The 24729-nt window shown below is 42.5% G+C and carries 28 protein-coding genes and 3 pseudogenes; 23 read left to right on the top strand and 8 right to left on the bottom strand.

All coding sequences use genetic code 11. The annotated features are described in order from the left end of the window. Positions 1 to 111 precede the first annotated feature (111 nt). From ACYTXL_RS12220 to ACYTXL_RS12180, 9 genes and pseudogenes are all read left to right on the top strand, one after another. Complete coding sequence (locus tag ACYTXL_RS12220) at positions 112 to 1122, top strand: DUF389 domain-containing protein (RefSeq protein ID WP_461924972.1); 1011 nt, start codon at positions 112 to 114, stop codon at positions 1120 to 1122. Between the two features lie 287 nt (positions 1123 to 1409). After that, positions 1410 to 2417 carry a mechanosensitive ion channel family protein gene (locus ACYTXL_RS12215; protein WP_461924971.1) on the top strand — a complete coding sequence of 336 codons (1008 nt, stop codon included), beginning with the start codon at positions 1410 to 1412 and terminating at the stop codon, positions 2415 to 2417. After that, positions 2414 to 2880: pseudogene (locus ACYTXL_RS12210) on the top strand (DUF2254 family protein); the annotation flags it as partial. The gene ACYTXL_RS12215 and the pseudogene ACYTXL_RS12210, both read left to right, overlap by 4 nt. Positions 2881 to 2998: 118 nt before the next feature. Continuing rightward, a pseudogene (locus ACYTXL_RS12205) lies at positions 2999 to 3253 on the top strand (M48 family metalloprotease); the annotation flags it as partial. Between the two features lie 248 nt (positions 3254 to 3501). Continuing rightward, the gene (locus ACYTXL_RS12200; RefSeq protein ID WP_461924970.1) at positions 3502 to 3960 is read left to right on the top strand and encodes a MarR family winged helix-turn-helix transcriptional regulator; all 459 of its coding nucleotides are present in this window, start codon (positions 3502 to 3504) and stop codon (positions 3958 to 3960) included. A 110-nt stretch (positions 3961 to 4070) separates the two neighbouring features. Beyond that, entirely contained in the window at positions 4071 to 4193 is a 123-nt protein-coding gene (locus ACYTXL_RS12195; RefSeq protein ID WP_461924969.1) for a hypothetical protein, read from the top strand. Between the two features lie 102 nt (positions 4194 to 4295). Next, positions 4296 to 4766 carry a methyltransferase family protein gene (locus ACYTXL_RS12190; protein ID WP_292793345.1) on the top strand — a complete coding sequence of 157 codons (471 nt, stop codon included), beginning with the start codon at positions 4296 to 4298 and terminating at the stop codon, positions 4764 to 4766. 236 nt (positions 4767 to 5002) lie between these two features. After that, positions 5003 to 6346 (top strand): SCP2 sterol-binding domain-containing protein, encoded by a 1344-nt coding sequence (locus ACYTXL_RS12185; protein ID WP_461924968.1) that lies wholly within the window; start codon positions 5003 to 5005, stop codon positions 6344 to 6346. 256 nt (positions 6347 to 6602) lie between these two features. Further along, the gene (locus ACYTXL_RS12180; protein WP_461925034.1) at positions 6603 to 8174 is read left to right on the top strand and encodes a Na+/H+ antiporter; all 1572 of its coding nucleotides are present in this window, start codon (positions 6603 to 6605) and stop codon (positions 8172 to 8174) included. 305 nt (positions 8175 to 8479) lie between these two features. On the opposite strand, the gene ACYTXL_RS12175 is transcribed toward ACYTXL_RS12180, so the two are convergent. After that, the gene (locus ACYTXL_RS12175; protein WP_461924967.1) at positions 8480 to 8728 is read right to left on the bottom strand and encodes an ATP-binding protein; all 249 of its coding nucleotides are present in this window, start codon (positions 8726 to 8728) and stop codon (positions 8480 to 8482) included. Next, positions 8694 to 9071 carry a hypothetical protein gene (locus tag ACYTXL_RS12170; protein WP_461924966.1) on the bottom strand — a complete coding sequence of 126 codons (378 nt, stop codon included), beginning with the start codon at positions 9069 to 9071 and terminating at the stop codon, positions 8694 to 8696. The genes ACYTXL_RS12175 and ACYTXL_RS12170 overlap by 35 nt, the downstream gene beginning before the upstream one ends. Before the next feature lie 569 nt (positions 9072 to 9640). Between ACYTXL_RS12170 and ACYTXL_RS12165 the strand changes: the two genes are divergently transcribed. From ACYTXL_RS12165 to ACYTXL_RS12155, 3 genes are read left to right on the top strand one after another with little or no spacing between them, the layout of a single operon-like run. Further along, positions 9641 to 9880, top strand: coding sequence for a hypothetical protein (locus tag ACYTXL_RS12165; RefSeq protein WP_461924965.1), 240 nt, complete (start codon positions 9641 to 9643; stop codon positions 9878 to 9880). Beyond that, positions 9874 to 10329 carry a ferredoxin reductase domain-containing protein gene (locus ACYTXL_RS12160; protein ID WP_461924964.1) on the top strand — a complete coding sequence of 152 codons (456 nt, stop codon included), beginning with the start codon at positions 9874 to 9876 and terminating at the stop codon, positions 10327 to 10329. Before ACYTXL_RS12165 ends, ACYTXL_RS12160 begins: the two co-directional genes overlap by 7 nt. A gap of 10 nt (positions 10330 to 10339) precedes the next feature. After that, the gene (locus ACYTXL_RS12155; RefSeq protein ID WP_461924963.1) at positions 10340 to 10843 is read left to right on the top strand and encodes an MOSC domain-containing protein; all 504 of its coding nucleotides are present in this window, start codon (positions 10340 to 10342) and stop codon (positions 10841 to 10843) included. 113 nt (positions 10844 to 10956) lie between these two features. On the opposite strand, the gene ACYTXL_RS12150 is transcribed toward ACYTXL_RS12155, so the two are convergent. Further along, a complete protein-coding gene (locus ACYTXL_RS12150; protein ID WP_461924962.1) occupies positions 10957 to 11460 on the bottom strand; it encodes a GNAT family N-acetyltransferase in 504 nt (167 codons plus the stop codon). A 140-nt stretch (positions 11461 to 11600) separates the two neighbouring features. Between ACYTXL_RS12150 and ACYTXL_RS12145 the strand changes: the two genes are divergently transcribed. The 3 genes and pseudogenes from ACYTXL_RS12145 to msrA (ACYTXL_RS12135) all read left to right on the top strand — a co-directional run bounded on the left by ACYTXL_RS12145 (position 11601) and on the right by msrA (ACYTXL_RS12135) (position 13465). Next, a complete protein-coding gene (locus ACYTXL_RS12145; protein ID WP_461924961.1) occupies positions 11601 to 12185 on the top strand; it encodes a TetR/AcrR family transcriptional regulator in 585 nt (194 codons plus the stop codon). A 204-nt stretch (positions 12186 to 12389) separates the two neighbouring features. Further along, positions 12390 to 12688, top strand: a pseudogene (locus ACYTXL_RS12140) (MGH1-like glycoside hydrolase domain-containing protein); the annotation flags it as partial. Positions 12689 to 12787: 99 nt separating this feature from the next. Beyond that, complete coding sequence (gene msrA, locus ACYTXL_RS12135) at positions 12788 to 13465, top strand: peptide-methionine (S)-S-oxide reductase MsrA (RefSeq protein WP_292793364.1); 678 nt, start codon at positions 12788 to 12790, stop codon at positions 13463 to 13465. Between the two features lie 49 nt (positions 13466 to 13514). Here msrA (ACYTXL_RS12135) and msrA (ACYTXL_RS12130) read toward each other — a convergent pair whose 3' ends face one another. The 3 genes from msrA (ACYTXL_RS12130) to ACYTXL_RS12120 form a co-directional block, all read right to left on the bottom strand. Further along, positions 13515 to 14006, bottom strand: a complete 492-nt coding sequence (gene msrA, locus ACYTXL_RS12130; protein WP_461924960.1) for a peptide-methionine (S)-S-oxide reductase MsrA — start codon at positions 14004 to 14006, stop codon at positions 13515 to 13517. A gap of 276 nt (positions 14007 to 14282) precedes the next feature. Next, a complete protein-coding gene (locus tag ACYTXL_RS12125) occupies positions 14283 to 14552 on the bottom strand; it encodes a thioredoxin domain-containing protein (protein ID WP_461924959.1) in 270 nt (89 codons plus the stop codon). Between the two features lie 4 nt (positions 14553 to 14556). Continuing rightward, positions 14557 to 14880 carry a redoxin domain-containing protein gene (locus ACYTXL_RS12120; protein WP_461924958.1) on the bottom strand — a complete coding sequence of 108 codons (324 nt, stop codon included), beginning with the start codon at positions 14878 to 14880 and terminating at the stop codon, positions 14557 to 14559. Positions 14881 to 15258: 378 nt separating this feature from the next. On the opposite strand from ACYTXL_RS12120, the gene ACYTXL_RS12115 reads away from it, so the two are divergent. Next, complete coding sequence (locus tag ACYTXL_RS12115; RefSeq protein ID WP_461925033.1) at positions 15259 to 16464, top strand: AIPR family protein; 1206 nt, start codon at positions 15259 to 15261, stop codon at positions 16462 to 16464. Positions 16465 to 16652: 188 nt separating this feature from the next. On the opposite strand, the gene ACYTXL_RS12110 is transcribed toward ACYTXL_RS12115, so the two are convergent. Together ACYTXL_RS12110 and ACYTXL_RS12105 are read right to left on the bottom strand one after the other, a co-directional pair. Continuing rightward, positions 16653 to 17135: a hypothetical protein gene (locus ACYTXL_RS12110; RefSeq protein ID WP_461924957.1), complete on the bottom strand. Its 483-nt coding sequence runs from the start codon at positions 17133 to 17135 to the stop codon at positions 16653 to 16655. A gap of 114 nt (positions 17136 to 17249) precedes the next feature. Next, positions 17250 to 17636, bottom strand: coding sequence for a four helix bundle protein (locus ACYTXL_RS12105; protein WP_461924956.1), 387 nt, complete (start codon positions 17634 to 17636; stop codon positions 17250 to 17252). Between the two features lie 231 nt (positions 17637 to 17867). Here ACYTXL_RS12105 and ACYTXL_RS12100 point away from each other — a divergent pair, with 231 nt between their 5' ends. The 7 genes from ACYTXL_RS12100 (at position 17868) to ACYTXL_RS12070 (ending at position 24662) form a co-directional block, all read left to right on the top strand. Then, positions 17868 to 18950, top strand: a complete 1083-nt coding sequence (locus ACYTXL_RS12100) for a tyrosine-type recombinase/integrase (protein ID WP_461924955.1) — start codon at positions 17868 to 17870, stop codon at positions 18948 to 18950. Positions 18951 to 19152: 202 nt separating this feature from the next. Next, positions 19153 to 19842: a hypothetical protein gene (locus ACYTXL_RS12095; RefSeq protein WP_461924954.1), complete on the top strand. Its 690-nt coding sequence runs from the start codon at positions 19153 to 19155 to the stop codon at positions 19840 to 19842. 352 nt (positions 19843 to 20194) lie between these two features. Continuing rightward, positions 20195 to 20488: an HNH endonuclease gene (locus ACYTXL_RS12090; protein ID WP_461924953.1), complete on the top strand. Its 294-nt coding sequence runs from the start codon at positions 20195 to 20197 to the stop codon at positions 20486 to 20488. After that, positions 20485 to 20640, top strand: a complete 156-nt coding sequence (locus ACYTXL_RS12085; protein WP_461924952.1) for a hypothetical protein — start codon at positions 20485 to 20487, stop codon at positions 20638 to 20640. Before ACYTXL_RS12090 ends, ACYTXL_RS12085 begins: the two co-directional genes overlap by 4 nt. A 32-nt stretch (positions 20641 to 20672) precedes the next feature. Then, positions 20673 to 20909 carry a hypothetical protein gene (locus tag ACYTXL_RS12080; protein ID WP_461924951.1) on the top strand — a complete coding sequence of 79 codons (237 nt, stop codon included), beginning with the start codon at positions 20673 to 20675 and terminating at the stop codon, positions 20907 to 20909. Between the two features lie 86 nt (positions 20910 to 20995). Then, positions 20996 to 24232 (top strand): ATP-binding protein, encoded by a 3237-nt coding sequence (locus tag ACYTXL_RS12075; RefSeq protein ID WP_461924950.1) that lies wholly within the window; start codon positions 20996 to 20998, stop codon positions 24230 to 24232. Position 24233: 1 nt separating this feature from the next. Further along, a complete protein-coding gene (locus ACYTXL_RS12070) occupies positions 24234 to 24662 on the top strand; it encodes a DUF7680 family protein (RefSeq protein ID WP_015130210.1) in 429 nt (142 codons plus the stop codon). Positions 24663 to 24729 lie beyond the last annotated feature (67 nt).

The raw sequence follows: 24729 nt of genomic DNA, 5'->3' as shown, positions 1-24729 counted from the left end.
AATTCAAAGTCTCTCTCCTTTTAGGAGACAGATTTAGAGAGAGGTTTTCCAGATACCGTGAAAAGTCAGGTTTAAAATCCAGAATCTAAAATCATTTGATTTGGAGGAGTTTTGATAAATAATATTCGCAATCGCTTCAGGGGTTTTAAGCGCAAAAGGGTTGAACCATCACAACTAAAACAGTTGGTACATGAATTATTGGAAGAGTCTAGTCTCGACGCAACATATTTGGTTTTGATTATTGGCTCATGTGCGATCGCTACATTTGGCCTACTTGCCAATAGCACTGCTGTAATTATCGGCGCAATGATTATCGCACCTCTGATGTTGCCAATTCGAGGTTTAGCCTTTGGTGCATTAATTGGAAATATTAACCTATTTCGTAAAGGCGTAATAGCAGTATTCTTAGGCACATTACTAGCACTTTTAATTTCTTGCAGTATAGGTTGGATCGTTAATCTACCTAGTTTCGGCAGTGAAGTGCTATCTCGCTCCAAACCTAACCTGCTTGATTTGGGTATTGCAGTCGCAGCAGGTTGTATCAGTGGCTACGCTAAAGTAAATTCAAAAATCTCTGCTAGTGTGGCAGGGACGGCAATAGCTGTTGCCCTCATGCCCCCAATTTGCGTCATCGGTTTAGGTCTAGCAAAATTTAACTTATCACTCAGCTTAGGAGCGACTTTGCTCTACCTAACGAACCTTTTGGGTATTAGCCTTGCTTGTATGCTGACATTTTTATTCACCGGCTATTCTCCTGTTGATCGCGCCCAAAAAGCGCTGCTATGGGCATTGGCGTTAACAGGTGCTTTATTAATACCTTTAACTGTGAGCTTTACCCGATTAGTTAGACAAGCAGAACTCGAAACCCATTTGAGAAAGGCACTGCTGAACCGAACTGTAACTTTTCAACGTTTGGAACTACTGAAAACTGATACTAATTGGCTGAGTAATCCGCCTCAAGTTCGCTTGAGTGTTAGCGCACAAGAACCTGTAACATCAAAGCAAGTAAGCCTTTTAGAAGCGTTTCTTGAAAAAGAAACTAGGCAACGTTTTTCCCTGATTTTTGAAGTTAGTCAAGTGAAAGAAGTCAGAGGAGAAAAATCAGATTCTCCTCACAAATAAACGGTTCTTCCGTACCTGTTATGCCAAATTATTAGTTAAACATCAAAACTTGCTTGAAAGTATAGGTAAAAAACCCAAAACCCAACCAACTGCCTAAAATGTTATTAAATAATTCTTATTTTTTGGTGTAGCAAGGGTTTCATGTTTATTACGAAGGAGATTTAGCATAATATGTCAAATAAATTTTTCATCCTATTTATAGATAGGAAAAACTAACTAAAGGTGGAGTTAGATATCAGGATATTTTTATATCCTTATTAAGGTTGACTAATTAAGCAAGTAAGATCATGAATGCAGATATATCCGCACTCTGGGACAGAATCCAGGGAATGATTAACGGATTCATTGTCCTACTGCCGAATATCGTGCTGGCATTGATTGTCTTTGCAATCTTCTTCGCGGTGGCTAGAGCGATTAAGAGAGTAGTTAAACGATTGACTCGCGATCGCCACCAAGCCCGGAATCTAGGACTAGTACTGGGACGCTTGGCGCAAGGTACAATACTGTTAATCGGGCTATTTGTGGCTTTGTCGATTGTAATACCGACATTCCGAGCCGGAGATTTGATACAACTACTGGGGATTAGTGGTGTAGCGATCGGCTTTGCCTTTCGTGACATTCTGCAAAACTTCTTGGCTGGGATTCTGATCCTCTTAACAGAGCCGTTCCAAATCAATGACCAAATAGTTTTTAAAGGCTTTGAGGGAACTGTAGAAAATATTGAGACACGAGCGACAACAATTAGAACTTACGATGGTCGTCGCATTGTGATTCCTAACTCAGAATTGTTCACTAATTCGGTAACTGTAAACACTGCCTTTGAAAGTCGCCGACTACAGTATGATGTCGGTATTGGTTACGGCGATGATATAGACCGAGCCAAGAAGTTAATGCTTGAAGCATTGCATAGTGTGCCGGAAATACTGAAAGATCCTGCTCCTGATGTGCTGCTCATGGAACTTGCCGAAAGTACCGTTAATATCCGCGTTCGTTGGTGGATTAACCCGCCAGGACGTGCAGATGACCTCGCCTCACGGGACAAGGTGCTTTCTACAATTAAGAAAACGTTAGTTGAAAACGGCATCGATTTACCCTTTCCCACACAGCAAATTTTATTCCATGACCAGACAGAAGAGATAGATGGCGATCGCTCCCGTCAGCGTGAAGGTTGGCCATCTGGTAAAGGCAAAGTACCAAAACCCCGCAACATTGGTGATTCACTCAGGTTACTTGCTCAAGAGCGCTCCTCACGAGATGACAACGGTAAGGTAGATGCTCAAATCAACGAACAATGAGAAACGTTAAATTAAGCAAACTTTGGGATCAGTTGCACTCAAGTTACTGGTTCATCCCAGCAGTTATGGCAGTGCTAGCTACTGCTTTAGCTTTCACAATGCTTACTCTTGACCACACAGGCAAGGTGGAAATTAATTATTCATCATGCTTCAACCATCATTCAGGCATCGCACGTAATTGGAAATGTTAGTAGTGATTTACACAAAACTATCGATCGCCTGTTTCCCGAAAAAATTGGATATAGTAAACTACAGAAACAAGTAACACCGTCCATCCCAGTTAACTTTGAAGAAGAAGCTTGTCCCATTCGAGCGATCGCCACAGGTTATTTATTTGCAAGCAATTGATGATCAAGAACTCATAAATATTGCTTGTAAATACAATCTACTAATACGGCTTCAGACTCGACCGGGAAAATTTATAGTCAAAGGTAGTGATTTAGTTATAGTTTTTCCTGGAGAAGGCTCACTTTTTTGGTGGAGTTACCTCTCTTGGTCTACTGTATTGGCTAGAAGAGTAATAGGTGCAGCATTGATTTGATTTTCCTAACTTATGGCTATAGAATTACTAATCTATCTCAGCGATCGCTCGTGGTTTTGCCACAGCAGCCGGATTAGAACGCAGCACAGCAGTCCAGATTGGGGTGAATTTGGTATTACGTCGTCCCCACAGTCGCCAAGATAAATTTGAAGCCGATCGAAGAGGACTGAAGACTTTAGGATGTGCTGGTTATGCTCAATCTGCCATGATTGCTTTTATGCAAAAGTTACTCAACCAGCCTTCAGTGCCAACATTTTTGAGTACTCACCCTGCAACCAGCGATCGCACAGAATAGTTGGTGATGGTAGAGTAGGAGCGCTGACGTGGCAAGCTTTACAGCAGTAATATAGCACCCGTGCGCCGTCGTCGTTTCTAACAGTGGCTACACAAACTCTCGTCCGCCTGTGCGGACTAAGAGAAAATTAATGACATAGGTAGTATTGCCTTACCAGAGTTCCAACAGGGATGTTTTTAGCCTGAGAGTGAGCAGAAAATTTCATGCAGCCACTTGACATCAAAATTAAGTGCACATACACTTAATTTATGGATAAACACACTAACCCAATCAATACCGATCTTCTAGATCAAGTGGGTTCAGCGTGCGCCTGTTTCAATATCCGAAAGGCTTCTCGTGTTATGACACAACACTTTGATGAAGTACTCAAGCCGAGCGGATTGCTAGTGACTCAGTTCACCATTCTGGCTGCTGTAGCGATCGCAAAATCAGCCACGGTCAACGAGTTAGCAAAGATGCTAGTGATGGATCGCACGACCTTAACCAGGAATCTCAAGCCCCTTGAACGCGAAGGATGGTTAAAATCCAAACCTGGACAAGACCAGCGAACTCGTATCATTGCCTTGACCGAAGCCGGAGAAGCTGTCTTAGCGAAAGCTTTACCATTGTGGAAACAGGCTCAAAGCATGGTTGAGGAAGTGCTTGGACAGCAACGATGGAACACTTTGCTGGCACATTTAGTGGAAGCAACAGCACTCTTGCGTTAAGTCTAAAATTTTTCTCCAAAAAGTGTATATGCACTTAACTTCTCTATATTGGCAGTTGATGATATGCATTCAAAGAAATCATCGGCACCTCGTGTCAAGGAGTCAGCAACATGAAAACCTCGGATCTTATCAGCAAGTATCAAAAGCTTAGTGCCTATTGGCAGGCAGCAAAGACCGATGAAATTAACGCCAAAGTGATTGTCGAACAACTGACCGCCATCCCAAAAGCTTAGGAGTCTGGGTGCAGAAGCCAGATGAAACAAAGATCCTGGACAAATTCATCATCAGGATTTCACAGCATTATTAGCAAAATCATTACAAAAAGGTAGGTCATCATGGAAGAGGGCATGTCGGATAATCCTGGAGTAATTGCTTTTCCGCCAGCACTCTATGCTGGAACATTATTAATCGGATTAGTACTTAGTTTCGTGTTTCCAATCGACTTTTTATCGCGATCGGTAGCACTAGTTTTGGGAGTATTAGCGATTATTTGCGCGGGTTTGATAGTAACTTCAGCTTTTCGGACGATGAATCGCGCCCAGACAGAGGTTAACCCTTCACGTCCGACAACAGCGATCGTTTCGGACGGGGTTTTTAGGTTAAGCCGCAACCCAATTTATTTGTCTCTGACTCTGCTTTACATCGGCATCGCGTTGCTATTTAGTGCGCTCTGGGCATTGCTACTATTATTGCCCCTTTTAGTTATTGTGCAAATCGGGGTTGTTCAGCGCGAAGAGAGTTACTTGGAGCGTAAATTTGGCGATGAATACTTACGCTACAAGGCACGAGTGCGTCGCTGGGTATAAATTACCCATTAAAACCAATTGAAAATTACTCTATGGAGAAAAGCTGATGAGCGACATCAATTTCCGACGCGGCAGGTCTGATGCAGCAACTTCAATCTTGAACTGTAGTAAGCTGTCGCGCTTTTTGGACAACAAAAATGTCAAACACTGCAATTGCTACTGCTTGATATAAAAACTATGAGTTAGCCAAATCCAAAATCTATACAGATTTATAATTATCAACGCTAGAGGCTTCTATGGCTAAATTTGATAACCATCCTACCGTGAGATGGTGGCGTGAGCAGTCTACAAACAACCCAAAAACAAGCACAGTCGCTTTGAATTCTGATTCACTCCGAACACTTTGTTTAGATGCGGGTGCTGATGATGTAGGATTTGTGGAAATTTATCGACCCGCGATCGCCGACCAACATGCCGAAATTCTGGCAGTATTTCCACCCACGAAAACATTGATTAGCTTTGTCTCCTGCATGAATCGGGAAAACGTTCGCACTCCAGCGCGATCAATCGCTAATCTGGAATTTCATGCCAATTACGACCATGCCGATGAAGTAGCTCGAAACCTCGTCAAAGCATTCGCGCAGATTGGTGTCCGAGCCTTGAATCCGTCAGTGGCATTCCCAATGGAAATGGATCGTTATCCAGACAAAAAAGCCTGGGTTATATCTCATAAACCTGTGGCTGTTGAAGCAGGATTAGGACACATAGGAATTCATCGAAATGTGATTCATCCCAAGTTTGGTAATTTCATTGCCCTCGGTACAGTTTTAATCGATACAGAAGTAACGGAGTACGCCCACCCGATCGATTACAATCCCTGCATTGAGTGTAAATTGTGTGTTGCGGCTTGTCCTGTAGGCGCGATCGGGGCTGACGGTAGTTTTAGCTTTTCAGCTTGTTACACTCATAATTACCGCGAGTTCATGGGCGGATTCACAGATTGGACAGAGACGATCGCTGACAGCAAAAGTGCTAGTGATTATCGAAAAAAAGTCAGTGCTTCTGAATCAGCCTCAATGTGGCAAAGCTTGTCTTTCAAGCCTAACTACAAAGCAGCCTACTGTATTGCGGCATGTCCGGCGGGAGAAGATGTAATTGCTCCATTCTTGAGCAATCGCAAAGCATTTATTAAAGATGTGGTCAAGCCATTGCAGGACAAAACCGAAACCATCTATGTGGTGCCGGGATCGGATGCCGAAAACTATGTTGCCAAACATTTTCCCAATAAAACGGTGAAGCTTGTGAGCAGTGGCATTCGTCCTCAATCGATTCAAGGATTTCTCTTTGGATTACCATTGTTATTTCAACGCAATCGGTCGGAGGGATTGAGTGCAATTTACCATTTCACATTCACTGGTTCTGAGTCTCGTCGTGCAACAGTGACGATTCAAAATAAAATGGTACGAGTTCAAGAAGGACATCTTGGGAAAGCAGATATTTCTGTCACGGCAGATAGCAAAACTTGGCTGGGTTTTCTTGGCAAGGAACAAAACCTAATTTGGGCATTGCTGCGGTGTAAAATTCGGGTTAGTGGTTCTCTTAAGCTACTTCAGGCATTTGGTAAATGTTTTCCTGCCTGAAATATTCAGTTAAATGTGGTGAGAGGCGATCGCTGTTGGTCGTGTCTGTCGAGCGATCGCCTGGAATGGGAATAATTAGGGCTTGCTGAAAAAAAAGAAAAGGTGACAGTCTCTAGATTCTCAGACCAAAGAAGTATATTACGGTGCAAGATAAGATTGCTATAAGTACAGCATCCATCGGGGTAAAATGTTGGGAGTTTGATAATCTCTCTATATTTACTTGATGCTAAATATTCTATTTAACTGCAATCCCCTTATAGCATTAGATTCTACCACGGGTGAAGTCGTAATTGCAGAACAACTCAAGCAATTTTTACTAGTACTATCTGTCTCATTGGGTGTTGCTACACTACCACAAATTTTTAGTTGGTTGCGCCGCATTCCTTATACACTCTTACTCGTCATAGTGGGATTAGGGTTAGCATTCGTCAATGTACGATTGATTAATCTCTCTCCTGAATTGATTCTGATGATTTTCTTACCGCCACTGCTGTTTGAAGCTGCTTGGAATTTGAAATGGTCAGACTTAAAGCGGGATTTGTTCCCTATTTGTCTGTATGCAGTAGTAGGGGTAATAATTTCTATTGCTGGAGTAGCAATTGGTCTTCATCAATTCGCTGGACTTGAACTTAGCATTGCTCTATTAGTTGGAGCTAGTCTATCAGCAACCGATCCGGTTTCGGTAACGGCTCTATTTCGGGAACTAGGAGCAAGCAAACGTCTAACAACGCTGATGGAAGGAGAAAGTTTATTTAATGATGGTATGGCCGTTGTGGCTTTTGGCTTATTAGTTGCTCTGCCGTTAGGTACTGCCAAACTTGATTTACAGTCTGCTTTATTAGAATTTGTTCAGGTAGTAGGCATTGGTATCAGCGTTGGAGGATTAATTGGGTTTGGTATTTCCTATCTAACACAACGTTTCGACTTACCATTAGTAGAACAATCTCTTACCCTGGTTTCTGCCTACAGCACTTACCTAATTACAGAATATTTGGGTGGTTCTGGAGTGATTGGAGTTGTCACAACAGCTTTAATTTTAGGCAACTTTGGCTCACGCATTGGCATGAACCCGCGCACACGGATCATTGTTACTGAATTTTGGGAATTTTTAGCTTTTTTTGTGAATTCGATTGTTTTTCTCTTAATTGGCGATCAAATTCGCTTTGCTGTCTTAGGAGATAATCTGAAAACTATTGCAGTGACGATCGCAGCTATGATTGTGGGACGGGCAGTATCTATTTATGCTTTAAGTAGTCTCAGCAACTGGTTAGCTAAATCCCAAATTCCTTTATCTGAACAAACTGTATTGACGTGGGGTGGGCTACGCGGCTCTGTCTCCATCGCCCTGGCCTTGAGTGTACCAGCCATACTCCCCCAAAGGGAAGAAATTATTGCCACTGTATTTGGAGTAGTTTTATTTACCCTGTTAGTACAAGGCTTAACCATCCAACCATTGTTAGAGAAACTCCAACTTTTAGGTTCGCAACCGCTACGTCAAAAATACACCGAAGCAATTGCCCGTCAAGTTGCTCTCCAAAGGGTGCTGGAATATTTAGAAACAGCACAAAAGCGTCCCGGCATTCAGCCAGAGTTTTATGACTACCAGAAGACGCTACTTTCAAGTGAAATTACCTGTTTGCAAGAAGAAATTGACAAGTTACTTGATGAGTACCCGAATTTGCAAGAATTTACAACCGAAGAACTGCGAGGGGAACTGCTGGCAATTGAAGCTGATACCTATGCTGAGTTTGTCCGCGCAGGTAAGTTAAATAAAGAACTGTCACCTTTTTTACAACCAACCCATGACAGAGCAGATGGGAAGGAATAAGTCGTCTATACTGCATAGTAATACAGTTTCACTTTAAGATTGATACAGATTCTTGCAGGGGGAGCAGGGGAGGCAGGGGGAGCAAGAATAGTGATTTGTATCAATAATTTCGTGAAATGGTATATAGCGTTTCCTAATCTGCTGAGGTACGAATTTATCTGTGTTGATTCATGTTCATCTGTGGTTAATTACTTCTTCTTGTACCTCATTGAAGTGAGAACCTCTGTAAGCGATCGCAACTTAACAAGATTGTAAACTCTTTCAGTTCTGTCTTCATTCCTCCAGCCGTCAAAAATACCATCCATTTACAGGCTCCCAAGAACAACCAGAGGTAATTGAACACTCACTTTAGTACCTATCACAGTGTCAGACTCAATAGATAATTCTCCACCATGAGCATTGACGATACGTTTACTAATGGCAAGCCCCAACCCAGTACCGCTTGGTTTTGTAGAAAAGAACGGCTGCATTAGCTTTGACAAAACCTCTGAAGGAATTGGCTCACCACCATTGCAGACATTAATATGCTCGATAACCTGGCGCAGGTTTACCATATTCTGGATTAGCCACAGCATCCTCAACAGCTAATGTGCGCCCAATTTGCAAAACTGTAGCAATCAATCTACCATGCAGTGCATAAACGCGAGGTGTATCTTCGGACATTTCCAGACTACTAGCTAGAACAGTTTCAAACCCTTCTTGGCAAAAGGTAACAACCGTCCAATCAACTGCAATCAGTTCGCTGACTCCACAGGCAATATTGTGTAAATAGCTACCTATCTCACCAGTGCGATAGTTCAAAGAGGACAAACGTGCTATTATCTGCCGCTCGCGCTGCCAAGGCTGTTGCAACAACATTTCTTCATCATTGGCTTTGCTCATGGATGCTTGTTGCATGGTTTAGCAAAATAAGTTAAAAAATCAAATATTGGATTTTCCAGGTATTAACTCTGGATATCCTAATAATTTTGATGGGGAAATTTTACTAGATAAATGTGCTATTTATGCAGAAAAAGTATGAATTTTTACTTAAATAAATGTAAATTTATACAACAAATAGCAAGCGAAAATCAGGTTGGTTATGGTCAGTGAAGCGAAACAATCCTATAGCCTTATGATAACTTGACTTTAGTCTGCTTTATTCACAATGACATAGTTATAGTAGAAGTCAGAAGCGACACAAGGTCTTGTGCCCATACAGAAGTTTTGCTCTATATCTGGCTGGCTATAGATTTGAAAAAGCATATCTGACAAACTGGCGTATATTTTTTTACATTTAATCACTTATAAGATAAAAATTTAAATTTGGCTGAGAAATCTGTAAGAAGTTTCTAAGGGAAATATCAGTTTTTTAGATATCAATCCTTATCTATTCATAATTCTTAGATAAATTATTTAAGCAATAATCAGTTTAAAGTTCAAGCCAAGAGCTATATTGCTGATTGAGACATTGAGGAATTGAAATCATGAAATTAAGACATTTATTAATACTGGGCTTGTCTTCTCTTGTCATGGTTGGCTGCGTCCGCGAAGTCTCAAAGAACCAGGCTAATGAAAGTCCTATAGCTGTGAATGCCTCTGTTCCCGTGTCTTCAACTCAGGCGAAACCGTTAGGCAAGTCAACTCCTGGAACCTTTCTTCATTCTCCTAAAGGTCAACTTCACAGGTTTACAAACATCAGTTTAGATAGGAGACAACGATGCTAGAAAGTCTGGGAAGAATTAAGAATCCATTAGTCAGAAGTATAGCCGCAGCAGCTACAGTTGGTTCGGTAATTACCTTATCTGCTGCTGTTGTAATTGGAGTAACTAATGCCAAAGCTAAATCGGCTGTTTTAGATGTGCAGAAATCTATCCCCGCAGTGTTGATTAGCAATGGGGTGGGAATTACGCCGATGATTAGTATGGCGAAAGCTTGTACTCTTCTTAATCCTACTCGTCCTATTTGGTTTGTACATGGTGCTAGAGACGGAAATTTTCATGCTTTTCGGGATGAAGTGAGGGAAATTTCTCGACAAAATCATAATCTGAATGTGCATTTTCGCTATAGTCGTCCTACATCTGAAGATAGAGGTAAATACCACAGTGTTGGTTATGTTGATGCTGCTCTGATTCAAGAGTTAGTAAGACAAGACGCACAATTTAGACGGGGATAGACAAGCTGATTTGAGTGTCCACGGAGGTAAAGACAAAGCAGTTTATGCTTATCCATTCGAGCATTACGACTATTGGCGGCGCAAGTTACCTGATATGGATTTACCCTGGGGAATGTTTGGTGAAAACCTTACTACGGTTGGGCTGTTAGAGGATGAGGTTAATATTGGCGATCGCTTCCGAATCGGTAGCGCAGAGGTAATGGTGACTCAACCTCGAATGCCTTGTTATAAACTGGGAGTCAAGTTTGGACGGCCTGATATAGTTAAACAGTTTTTAGATAGCCGCCTAACGGGGTTCTACTTTTCGGTGCTGCAAGAGGGTCAAGTCGGAAATGGTGATACTTTGTCGTTAATCAGTCGAGACTCAAATAATGTCACTGTTGCTGACATCACCCGACTTTATGCACGGGAAACACACGACTTGGAACTGTTACACCGCGCCGTACAAATTGAGGCTTTACCTACAGGTTGGCAAGATTACTTTCAGCAGCAAATTGAAAAGTTTAAAAGATGAATTTCATTAATGTTAGAAAATAAAGCTGTAACCCATTCTCTGTATAAATTATTTTATTTTTCAAGAGTTATGTAGGAGATTAATCTGTCACAGCGATCGCATCAAGCGGGCGCTTACTGCTCCTGAGCAGACAGCGCCTTACGGTAAACGATTTTGTCAGCGCCCGCTTGATAGAAGTCGCGTATCCGTGCTTCCTCTTCATAACCGCACTTGCGGTAGAAAGCTCGTGTGCGCTCGAAGTCCGGCGTACCCGAAGTTTCCACCAGCAGCACACGCCCGCCGCGTGCCATCAATGTTTGCTCAATGTAGCGTAGCAGGGTTGCACCACGTCCTTGTCCTTGGCGGTCGGGTCGGATAGCAATCAACTGTAGATTCCACGTCTCATCAGTCATCCGTTCCATCTCACAGTAAGCGACCCCCACCACCCCGTTGTCGTCGTCGGTAATCCAAAAGCGTTCGGCTTTGCCGTCTCGTAGAGAATGGCTGTCGTTGATACCACCGAAGTAATCGGACAGCATTTCGCCAAGTTCCTCAAGTTGATTCGGTTGGAACAGTCCGGTTGCATCGGCTAAGGCAATCAGCGCGGTTGTGTCATCGGGCATGGTCGGTCGAATCATCGCAAACTCCGTGTGTGTGTAAAACAGGTTAGCCTTTGAAGGAAATATTACAACAGTTGTTATGTTGCATTCAAACATAACAACTGTTGTGATAAGATGTCAAGATACTTGTTTCATGTTGCTGTAAATCGAGGAAAGCTATGAGTTATGACGATCGCCGTATTGAAGTCACGAAAGCGGCATGGCGGGTGATTGTCCGTGAAGGATTGGATCGTGCCAGTATGCGGGCGATCGCGCAAGAACTTGGCTCTTCGACTGGGGTTGTTACCCATTACTTTCGAGATAAAGAAGAACTCACCTTATTTGCCCTGGAACAGGTGTTTGAAAACGTCCTAGAGGACATGAAAACCTGTGCCGAGGGACAACAAGGAATTGACAGACTAGCACAGATGATTTTTGTGGCTCTACCTCTGGAGGACATTGAAAAAGCTGATTGGAAGGTTTGGGTGGCATTTTTGGGCTATTCTATCGGGCGCGATCGCCTTGTTCAGGAGCACCGAAAACGCTATGACTTTTTACGGCAGATTATTTGTCAAGAGTTAGCTGACTTACAAAAAGCCTTGCTGATTCGAGCCGATCTTGATTTAACCCTCGAAGCCAATGCACTTATCGCCCTAGTGGATGGCATTGGCACTGGTGTTGTCATTTGTCCTGAGCAGTTCTCCGCAGATCAACAAAAATATCTTGTGCGGCGACATATCAATGCAATACTTGCATCATCTTGAACACCAACGGGCATATAGTATCAAACGATAGTTGATTTTGATAATAAAAATTAATATAAATTTTTCCTGAGTTTATCCTAGATTTTTATTTATCAATTCACCTAGCAAATTTTAATCAAAATATCAGCCCCATCTTTGATAAAAACGTGATACTCAATATAGCAAATTAATAAAATAAAGTGCAGATATGCAGAGGGTGAGATGATGACAACTCCAACCCAAGAAGAAATCAGATTAGCAGAAGCCCAAAATCAGATAGCCCATTGGCGCAGATGGGGGCCATATTTGAGCGATCGCCAGTGGGGAACAGTACGCGAAGACTACAGCCCCAATGGTACAGCCTGGGACTATTTCACCCACGATCAAGCCCGTTCTCGCGCCTACCGTTGGGGTGAAGATGGGATTTTTGGTATTTCTGATAATCATCAACGGCTTTGTTTTGCGACGCCGAATAGCCCGTCGTAGACATCGCTCTTTGGAATGGTGAAGATTCTATTCTCAGAATATTGTAGAGGATTGGCTTAAAGGCGATCGCTATCTAATGACAAAATAGCTGAATAAACTCGGTTCTTGGTCTATTAAATAAAGGAGTTCACAACGTCATGTCAATTCATAACTTTACTCTCTCCCGCCAGTTATTACGCAACTTGTCCATCATTTCGCTGACTGTTGTACTCCTATACAGTGCATCTCGTGTGATACTTTCTGCTCCCGCCACTGATATCTCGAATGCTGCACCGCAGGGAAAGCAAGTAGCGGTTTTCGCTGGTGGGTGCTACTGGGGAATGGAAGCAGTTTTTGAGCATCTCAAAGGTGTTTCTGATGTCGTTTCTGGCTTTTCTGGAGGCGATGCAAAAACCGCAGACTACGCAATTGTTAGTGCTGGATTAACTAATCATGCTGAATCTGTGAAAATCACCTACGATCCATCAAAAATATCATATAATCAGCTTCTAAAAGTCTACTTTTTGGTAGCGCATGACCCAACAGAGTTAAATCGACAAGGCCCAGACTCAGGTAAGCAATATCGTTCGGCGATCTTTTTTGCTAACGATGAGCAGAAACAGGCTGCACAAAAATATATCGCTCAACTCAACAAATCGCGAATCTTCGACAAGCCGATTGTGACAGAATTAGATCCTTTGAAAGGTTTTTATCAGGCTGCGGCATACCATCAGAATTATATAGTGCATCATCCCAGCGATCGCTATGTGGTAGTGAATGACTTGCCGAAACTGGCTAAACTTCAAGCAAAGTTCCCTGATATGTATAGCAAGTAAGGGGATTTACAGCATTCGACTTTTAACATCCCCTCAATCCAGTGAAAGATTAGCCTATCCTGTAAGATGCTCGTCCATGCTTCTCCAGATATTGCTGATGATACTCTTCTGCTCTATAGAATTGTGATGCAGCTACAATCTTCGTCACAATTGGATTTTTATGATAACGAGAACTATTCTCAAGCTGCTCCTTGGAGGCTCTTGCTAATAATTCCTGCTCTGGTGTGTGGAAAAATATCACTGACCGATATTGATAACCAACATCTAGCTCCTGATGGTTTGATGCTGTGGGATTGTGCTTATTCCAAAACACATTTAGCAGTTCATTATAAGATACTATTGCTGGATTGTATTCCACTTCCACTACCTCAGCGTGTCCAGTTTTTCCTCTACAGACATCTTCGTAGGTTGGATTATCAAAGTGTCCGCCACTGTAACCAACTGCTGTAGAAGTTACTCCTTTTACTTGACGAAATGCTGCTTCAACTCCCCAGAAGCAGCCAGATCCAAATGTCGCTTTTTGTAGATTAGCGTTTTGCATATCTTTGACAACTATTTTGTGATAATTCTAAATAAAAATCATCAAATCAGATAGATACTTGAGAAGGAAATATTTTCTCAAAGCTGCCTGATTTATTTTAATTATTAGAATTACAGATTATCCTGATACGAGTATGATATAAAGCTGAATATTATCTAAGAATTGGAAAAAATAGTTAAATCTAAAATTACTACTACAGCACGGCGTAAATAAAACACCCATTCCAAATCAATGGAAGGCTTGCAGTATCTAAATTACGAATTACGCGCAGCGGTACTAGCTTTTGCTAACTGTAGGAATATTTCGTAGAATACTCACTATTTCAATTGGGTCTAACCGTTTAGTATAATCTGCATCAACAAAAGCATAAACGATTTTTCCGTCTCGATCAACTACAAATGTAGCTGGAATAGGTAGTTCAAAAGACTCATCTCCATTGTATCTAGGTAACACATGACCCTTTGACTCTAATATAGGTCTTAGATACTCCGGGATTTGAAACACAATTCCAAATTGACGAGCAATCATATTGCTGCGATCGCTCAATACTTCAATAAGTTAGTTCATGTTTTTCTACAGTTGATATGGTATGACGAGTAGTTTGAGGTGAAATAGCAATTATTGATGCCCCTAATGTTTTAATTGCAGGTAATGCTTGTTGAAGTCCTGCTAGTTCCAAGTTACAGAAAGGACACCAAGAACCTCGAAAAAAGGAAATAACTACAGGCCCACTAACTAGTAGTTTTTGTAATTCTACTGCTTGGCTGAAAGCATTAGGTAGAATGAAATTAGGAATAATATCTCCTACCTTTAAAGTTTGGTCAATTATACCTGAAGAAATTAGCTCATTTTTGATAGACTCTGTAAAATTCATCGTAATTTTCCTGAAAGTTAACTTATACTTTTATGTACCTTTCTAGAGAAATACTGTTGCAGTGAATTTACTGAAATTAGAAAAGTAGACCCTTGGATTTGCATTACTGGGATAATTGCTTTAGGTTCCAAGGCATGATTATCATCTACTATTCTTGTTGTTTTTATACACGTTAAGCCATCCGTTCAATAAGGTAGGCTTGAAACTGAAGCGTTCGCGCTGTTCAATTAAAATAAGGGGACTGCCGCCAGATGTTCAGACGTTGCCAGTCAACTGCAATAACTTTAGACATAAATTACGAAATATAATCTTTAAGCGCGAGCTTCTTCCCACCAGAAGAATAATTGAGAATGTATCGCTAAGATGCAGAAACCACCCATGCCGAAAAACTGGATTATTAAAGTAGACAACTATTTCCATGCAAACCCCAATTGCATCATCGCCACCGCCCATGTGGACACGTTTCCCACAAACCTACCCCTAGAACCCAACATCCGGGAACCCAACCGCAAAAGTGCGACATACCGACAAATCTTTGACTCTGTGACGACTCAACCAGAAAAATTCTTCTCTCGTCACAGTGGAATCGTTCTGTCAGCCAATAAAGTTAAGCCCAGCAAAAACAAAACCGAACTGGAGTTAGAAGTCTTAGAAGCTAGCGAGGGGGGTAGCGATGGCATTATCAATGGAGGTCACACAGTTTTAGCTTTTGAAAGTGCTAAAAATTACAAATATGACCTCAGCCTTGCCAGAGTCAAAGTTACCATCCACATCGGACTCCAGGAAGAGGAGGCTAAAGATATAGCCCTCGCCTCAAATACCACATCGCCAGTGGATTCTCGCTCCAAAGTGAACGCCAGGGGAGATTACAAATTCATCAAGCAGTATTTAGCCCAGTTAGAAAGAGCAGAAGATAGAAAATTTAGAATCGCCTATTACCAAAACCAAAGCGGCGCTCCTAGAAATGCTCAGTGTAATGTTAACCACTTGTTCAAGCTTCTAAACTGCCTCGACAGAAATAGATACAATCCCGACGGCAATAAACGAAGCAAGCACCCTACAGGTACGAACACACCTTCGACAATCACAGACACTGAGAGGGAAAGATTAACTCTTCTATTGCCTCTACTTCCCAAAGCTCTGTGGATAGAGCAAAGACTGTACGAAATCATCCAAGAACATATCAGCAACCCCAGAAGAAAGGGTGTCAACGATTTAGCATCAATTGATACACGCAAAAGTACCCTTCTCCCCGATAGCAAGTACTCCTTTGGGTTTGGTGCGCCAACTGACCTCGCACTACCCATAATTGCATCCTATCGGGTATTCCTAGACCAAGACTATAACTGGATTATTCCTTTTGACGAATTCGCCGAAAACTTTCTCCAACACCTGTGGGGTAACTATTACCGTAAATACTTGATATCGGAGAAAACAGCAGGAAATACAGTGGGGACTAAAATTTGTCGCAATCAAGAAATTTGGGAAAGTCTGTACATTTCGGCCCAAAGTTATTTAAACCAACATTTGGTGAAAATTGTCAATTCCGCCAAGCGTGAAGAATTAACGCTCACACAAGGCTAAAATCTCCACTAAATAATTACAGCAGATTTCAAGTCAGGTGAACTACACCAAGTGTTCTGCTGCGGGGACACCTGGTGCTTGAAAGCATGGAAGAAAGGCGCAGGCGAATTTATTCTCTACGAGACGCTGCGCGTTAAGCGTAGCTATGCCGCAGGCTTTACGCCGTCCCCATTCTTCAATTCCCATGCTTAAGTTAACGGTAGTTCAGCACCGGAGTCTTCTCCAAAAAGCCAATCGCTATCACTATCAGCATTACCTTCGCTATCCACTTGAAGATTTAAAGAAGGCACCAGCTGTTCAATCTGGCTTTCAAGCCGGGAGAGCGCCAGCGCCAAAGAAGCAAGTTGCTCCCTATCTTTCTTAATTTCATTTGAAATCCCCACCCGCAATTGATTTACCCTTTCCTGGAGGGTATGCACTTCCGTTTTGCTTGCAGAAGGAATACTCACTTTCTCTGACAGGGCGGCGATTTGAGCTTTCAAAGCTTCAATTTCAGCAGCAGTTGCACTATCTGCACTATCAGAACTCTCTTCAAAGAGTGCATTTCTAATACAAGAGAGCACAAACTCTTTAAAAGTTAAGCGCAACTCCTCAGCACGCTGCTTGGCCTGCTTCACCAACTCCCGGTCTTCTTCTGACAGAAGTTTTATATTTATCTGCGGATATTCCACCAGTCCCTCGCGCTTTTGTTGTGGAGAAGTGAGAAGTGAGAAGTGAGAGGAGTAGGGGGAGATAGGGAAGTAGGGGAAGTAGGGGAAGTAGGGGAAGTAGGGGGAGGAAAATGATTAGTGCTTCATCAACCAAGATTCCGAATGATTAATCATATTGACTAATCCACTCAAAATCTGGTTATAGGTTCCGTAGAGTTCTCGACCAATCTCAACATCCAAGTAACCACATTTAACACTAAACTCTATCCAGGTTTGAGTTTCGGCTGCTTCTGATTCACAATCATTCAATTTAGCGACGAAAGCTGCCTCATATCGACGCTTCCTCCATGCCTCAGCTAAATTCGCACATACAGAACGGGATGAGCGACGAATTTGATCGGTAAGCGAATACCTTTCCTCCACAGGAAACTTTTTCGATAATTCAAAAATTTGCATCGCCGTATCAAATGCCATCTTATAAATTTCTAAATCTTGGTGTTTTCTAACCAGTTCTTTAACCATTTGCACGTTTGTCCGAGTTCTAATATTTACTCACTCCCCCTACCTCCCTATCCTCCCCTACTTCCCCTACTCCTCTCACTACCATCATCGCATACGGGATATCCGCGTATATACGATATAGATGATTCTAGATGGGCAATTTGATCGCATTTTAGAAACAACTATCATAAAGATACCGGGAATTACAATTCCCGGTATCATAATTATCAGTGGGGGTTGGGGATTTATCTTATGGAAAATTTACCTGTATTAAGCGTGGAATCACTTGCTGTGGAGATGGTGACTCTACCGCTTGATCAAGCCCGGGTTGCGCTTGTGGATTATTATTTTCCCAACCGCCAGAGAATTAATTCGACGGAGCAGCTAATTGAGCTATGGGTACATTCTGTCACTATTAAAAGCGACCAAACGCGACGGGCATATCGGCAAATTGGTTATGAGCTTGTTGATTATATGCAGTCGCGGTTTGGGATATCTGATTTGAGGATGGTAACGTTATTCCATCTACACGCTTATCTGGCTTGGCTGAAAGATGAAAAGCCAGTACGGGGACAGAAAAATACTTATGGAATTAGTAAAAATACGGCAGCTAAATACACTGCGGCGATTAAAAGTTTGTGGGAGTGGGGTACTAGAGCTTCTATTGGTTATTTTGCTATCGACTTGGGCAAGGACTTAAGTATCCAATGGGACGATAAGCTCGCAGAGCGCATTCTGTCGGAACGCGACATTGCTAAGTTGGAAAAAGCGGCGATGGAAGTAGATTTGCAACACAACACTAATAAGATGCATTGGCTGCTGTTGACTCTCGTCTTTTACAGTGGGGTGAGGGCGGGAGAAATTGCGCGGCAAACTTCTGATTATGGTAAGCGCATAGTTACACCGGGGTTATTTTGGCGGCAGTTTCGGGAGGATGGAGATTGTCTGTTATTAACTGTGACGGGGAAACGAAATAAAACCAGAACCATTAGTCTCGATCCGGAAACTAGTGCAGTGCTACTGGATTACCGTGGCGATGCCAGCAATGATGAGCCGGTGTTTCCTAGTCCCAGTCGGCGGGATAGAGGTAAACCTCTAAGCGATCGGGGGTTGCGACTGATGATGGCGTCCATTTCTGCTAGTGCGGGAATTAAGTTCAGCGCCCACTTTCTGCGCCACACTCATGCGACGCTGGCTAAGAAAAATGGAGCTTCTGATTTTGACTTGCAAGCAGATTTGGGACATGCCTCCCCGGCGACGACTGCAAAGTACATTCACCATGTCGGGCGTGTTGGGACTTCTCACGCACTGCGTAAAAAAAGCAAACATCGGTAAAAAAGCGTAGGCGTTCGCGTAGCGTTCCGCAGGAAAGCCCGCCGTTCGCGTAGCGTCTCGCAGAGAAGGCATCGCAAGAAGGCGGGCGGGTACGCCATCGCACTCATGCGCTCCAAAATGATAGTGTCAAGGTAATTATCAAGATGGATGACGCGCTCACTCAGCCGCGTCCAGTCCCGTTTTACCTAGACATTACCTAGACATGAGCCAAACAGGGAAAAACAAGAAACTGGCATCTTTTAACTGCGACCAAAAGATGTGGGAGCAGTTTATCGCCCGCTGCCGGGAGAAAGGCACGACGGCAACAGCCACGCTGATCCAATTTATCGAACTCTACCTAGATGATATAGATAACCTTGATGCAATTGGTGGCAATGATTTAGATAAACGCTTGGACTCTAAGATTAAGGCAAGTGTTGAGGAATACTTAGCTATTGGTAACAAGAGTAACGCCAGTCTGACGAATGAAACGATATTAGCTATTTGCTCACGACTTGATAAGCTGGAGTCACAGTTTTCAAGTGAATCTAGCAACGAAACCGGAGCAATCCATAATCTCGCCGATTTATCAGAAAAAGTGGAGGGGATAACAGCCCGAATGACACAGTTTACCGAGGCGATTATTAAAATTCAAAATCATCTCAATAACCAACAAGGGCGGGGCAAGAAATCGTACTACAACAATTCATCCTATCAAGGGCATACTCCCCGAATCCAACCGTTGACGGAAGACGGTTTAGCTTCAAGACTTGGTGTAAGTCAAGAAACTGTACGCGAGCAGCGAAATAAGCTGCACCCACCGCTTTTTGTGGCATGGTGCAAGGGCAAGGATAAATCGGGTATGGGGTGGGAATTTAACGAAAATACGGGATTATATCATCCGGTAAGTTAGTATTTTTATTAATTTTAAATACGCCTACACACTTGTTGATTTTTGGCATAACACCAGCTTAATTTCTCTCACGAGTGCTAGAATTTTTTTGCTCAAAAAAATAGCAGCTTTAAATATTAATATTATTGAAAGCGTAATAAATATTCTTTTGTACTTAGGAGATAGTTAGGCGATCGCCTTCTGCCTCACCACTTCTCAATCACTTTTAGTCCTGATTCTATTGTTGGTATAAAAGCTGTCTGTATTATACCCATTCATCAAAGCTCTAAACACGTTTCCGTGCCACAAATACTACTTAAGAGTACTTAATCGATTAGAATTACCTCATGTTGTTGCTCTCTCAAGTATTTTCATGAGTACCAGCCGCTATTCCCAGAATTGGAAAGAAATCGCCACCTCTATCAAAGAATCTTTTGATTGGCGCTGTACTAGATGTAATCGCGTTTGCCTGCGTCCTGGACAAAAGCCACCAGAGCTAACTTTATCCCAGCGCCGAGTCTATACACTTCAGGTACACCACTTTAATTTTGATCCTTCTGACAATCGCTTAGAAAATCTTGCCCCGTTATGTAGTGGTTGTCATCTTTACTACCATCGATTCCGACGAGGCAATATTTCTCCTGGTCAATTGTCATTGTTCAAATGAGTGATGCACGAACATTGCAGAACCTTGATGAACGCACCCTAGCACTACATGAAGTGCGATTGCCCTTTGTAATATCTGCGCTTTCACACTCACGCTATGAGAGTGCAGTTGCGGGAGCAAAGACTTGTCGGTCAGTTTTAGGACTGCGATAGCCCAAAGGGCTGACTCCCTCCGGGAGTATCGCATGGTGGTTGATGAGAGTGGGAGCGGCAAAGCAGATGAGCGCGATGGCGTACCCGCTCTTTTCGGTGGCGATCGCAAATCTTTGCTTTGGGGACTTTGCCCAACTTATACTGTTGCTTACAATATTATGGAAATCAGAATTTTTTACACCTATACTTATTGTATATTTAAAAACAAGCTACTGTTGGCGGTTGTTAGTTACAGCAGTTTTCATGTATTTGAACCACATCTGTCGTAGGGGCAATTCATGAATTGCCCCCACCTCGTGGTCTATTTACCTGAAAATAGCTGCAACTGTCAACTAAGAACTATTGATATATACCAATGCTTTCGCCAGTATTTCAAACGTGTCTTCCCAGAGAAGAAATTTTAGCAGGGGAACTCTCCCCCGAATTATTCGCCGCCAAGCTGCGACTGGTTGTGGAAGGGAAAGCGCCCCAAGTCTACCAAGACCCTACAGCATTTTTCGCCAATACATTTGCTACCGATGGTTTAAAAACCCTAATCTCTGAAGTATTCGGGCGGTTGGTGGGTGCTGCTGTAGGTTCTCCCATTATCCGACTAGAAACCAGCTTTGGTGGTGGTAAAACCCACGATGAAATTGCTTTGTGGCATATTGCCAAACATGGACGAGAGATTTCTGGACTAGACCGTTTTACTGATAACATTAATTTAATTCCAGACCGACCGATTCAAGCAGCTGCGATCGCTTGTCAAGACCTCGATCCAGTTAACGGTGTTTTCCATGCGGACACTGGCGTTACCACTTATACCCTTTGGGGAGAAATTGCTTATCAAATTAATGGTGTAGCAGGTTATAGCTTGCTTAAAGGTTCCGATGAGCAGCGAGTTAGTCCAGGCACTGTAGTTTTAGAAAGGATAACACAGGGTCAGCCCACTGTTATTATCCTTGATGAAATTGCCACATACTTGAGAAAAGCCAAAGCTGTTATAGTTGGGAATAGCGATTTAGCCGGACAGGTTGTTGCTTTTTTATTCGCCCTCATGGATTTAGCAGCATCTTGTAATAATTTAGTATTTGTTTACACGCTGGCTTCCTCCACTGACAGTTTTGGCGAAGAAACTACCGAAATCCGGGAAACCATTTCCGCTACCGCGAGGCAAGAGCGGATCATTAAACCCAGCACTGATATTGAAATTTACAATATAGTTAAACAGAGGATGTTCAGCAGCATTGAAGCTAACGCTGCCAATAATGCTTCAAAAGAATATTTACAAACTTATAAAGCGAGTCGGATTAATTTACCAGATGGTTGCAAAGATGCACGTTATGCCGACAGTATCGAGCAGAGTTATCCCTTTCACCCGGAATTATTTACTCTGCTGACTAAAAAGATTGCCTCGATCCCAAACTTCCAACGCACCAGAGGCGCTTTGCGGTTATTTGCTAGAGTTATACGTTATCTGTGGGACGATACTACTGCATGGATACCGCTAATTCATTCTCACCACATTCCTGTTGGTATTGAAGAAGAAATCACCAGTGATTTAACTGCCCGTTTGGAACGTCCCTTGATGCGGATTACGATCCAAGCAGACATTTACAATAAAGATGGTAGAGAAGCACACGCTCAGTTACAAGATGCAGAATGGAAAGCTGCTGGTAAACCTCCCTTTTCAACCTGGGTAGCCCGGACTATTTTTTTGCATTCCATCACTCAAGGTATATCTGCGGGTATTCGTCGCGCCGAATTAAATTTATCTTTGTTGACACCAGGCTTAGAAATTGGTTTTGTTGATACTGCCTTAGAAAGGTTGAGTGAAGTTGCTTGGTACTTGGAAAATGATCCAATGACAACTTTGGCTCGTTTCAAGGAAGAACCATCAATCAATAAAATTATTGCCGAAGAAAAAGCTCAAGTTGGAATTACCGAGGCAAAGGATGATTTACGAAGTCGCCGCGATGCCATTTTTGCTAATAGACTACTGACGTTAGTTATTGCACCGGAATCACCAGCAGATGTGGATGATGTGTCGGATAGTATTGCCCTGTGTTTAATTGACTTTAACGAGGCGACTATTTCTGTAACTACCGAAGGGCCACCGCCAATGGTGGAGAAAATTTTTAATGAAACAGGTGAGTCGGGTAAATTCCGTACTTTTAGAAATCGGTTGTTATTTTTAGTTGCCAACAGGCAAGAATTAGAACGAGCAATTGACAATGCTAGGGAGTTTCGGGCTATTCAAAATATTCTAAATTCTCCCAATCGCTTGCAAGATTTATCAGAAAATCAGCAAAAACAACTCAAAGATAAAAAAGGTTCTCTTGATTTAGGGGTAAGAGTATCTTTAACAAATGCCTACCGCCATTTATTTTACCCTGCTAATGACCCAGTAAAAGCTCCCAAGGGTTTGATGCACTATACCCTTCCCGCCCAAGATTCTAGCGATGTGAAGGGTAAAAATAATCAACAAGATGTCATCTTAAAGGCACTGAAAGATTGTCAAAAAATCCGCGCTGATGATGCACCATTTTACGCCCCCGCTTATATTTTGCAGAAGGTATGGCTGTCTGGGTTAAACCATTGGACAACTAAAGCATTAAAAGAAGCTTTCGCCAAAGATTTGAGTTTAAATATATTCGTCGATGCCGAAATCTCAAAGCTCCGAGATACCATCCGCCAGGGTTTGCAGACTGGTAACTGGGATATGAAAGTAGGAGAAAAGCTGTTTATAAAAACCGATGACGGGAAGTTTACCCTACCTGACTCCATAGAATTTTCTGAGAGGATGGAACTCTACCGCCGGGGAATTCTGGAACCACCGAAACCGCGAGAAATTGAACTGAATGCTCAAGTCTTGTCCAGTACAGAATCGGTAAAACCTGTACGGATACGGTGGAAAGCATCGGGGGCTTTGACGATTAAGCTGTATCAGGATGGGAATTTGGTTGCAGGAGAGTTTCGCCCTAGTGATGAACATGAGACAGCGATCGCTAAAACCACAACTTTCAAAATTATAGCTGATTATGGCAATGGCGAAGTTGCTGAGAAGGAAACCCCAGCAAGCATTTTAACCTACGGTACTGGTACACCCCGCACACCTAACGGTAGCGAAAAAATTGGCGATGACTGGAATGATTTATCTCTGTTTAAAGCTAAACCGGAAGAATTTGACTTGGAGGGAACACTCGATAGGGTGTTTAATGAATTAAGCGATCGCATCCAAGATAATCAAGTTCAGGGTATCCAGTCGTTGGAAATCTCCGTTGGGCAAGTAATGGACTACCGCAAGTTGATGACGGTTTTCCCTATGTTGAGCAAGCTACCCTTACAAATCGACCAAACGGCAACTATTACTGTTAATGAACAGTTTATCAGGTTAGAGTATCAAGGGCCAGTCAAAGGATTTCAGAGTTTTCAGGGGGCTGTTAACACTTTGCTAAGTAGCCCGGATGTAAAAGCTGACGTGTCGCTGAAGCTAGTATTTGAATTTTCATCTCCAGTGCAACCAAACGGCGCAGAAATCAGTAATATCAAACAAGCCCTGAATCGTAATCCGGTTGACAGGCTGAATTTGACGGCGAAAGTAACGTACTGAGATGCAAGAGTTTCAATTGCGAGTGGTTCCTACAGATAACAATAACTTTGCCCTGGAGTTGTATCAATGTGCTTATAAAAAGGCTGGAGAAAAAAAGCGTCCTTCTGCCAAAAGAATTGGGCGTTTAAAGGGCAATGCTTTAATTCAGGTGAAACAGGCAATTTATGATTCTTTGAAGGCGAATAATTATGACCCCAAAACCCTAAGTCACAATCGCCAAACTCCTTATGTTTTGAATGAGGAATCAGGGATAAATCTGGCATTATTGTTTCAGACTTTGCAACCGCTTTCTAAAATAGAACGCATTGCTAATATTGCCCAAGGGATTAGAGCCATGAGTTATGAGGAATCGCACTACTGGTTTGCCAAGATTAGCAATGGTAAACGTAATCAGGCTTTGAAAGCAATTCGTGTGCTTTTAGGGGATTGATATTCTCGTTGATTATAGTCCGCCTGTGCAGGCTTAGTTTATGTGGCTGCGAATTCTATTTATCTGT

Source organism: Nostoc sp., assembly GCF_054880495.1.
Note: the sequence above shows the minus strand (reverse complement) of the source record. Positions and strands in the feature narration are given on the sequence as shown.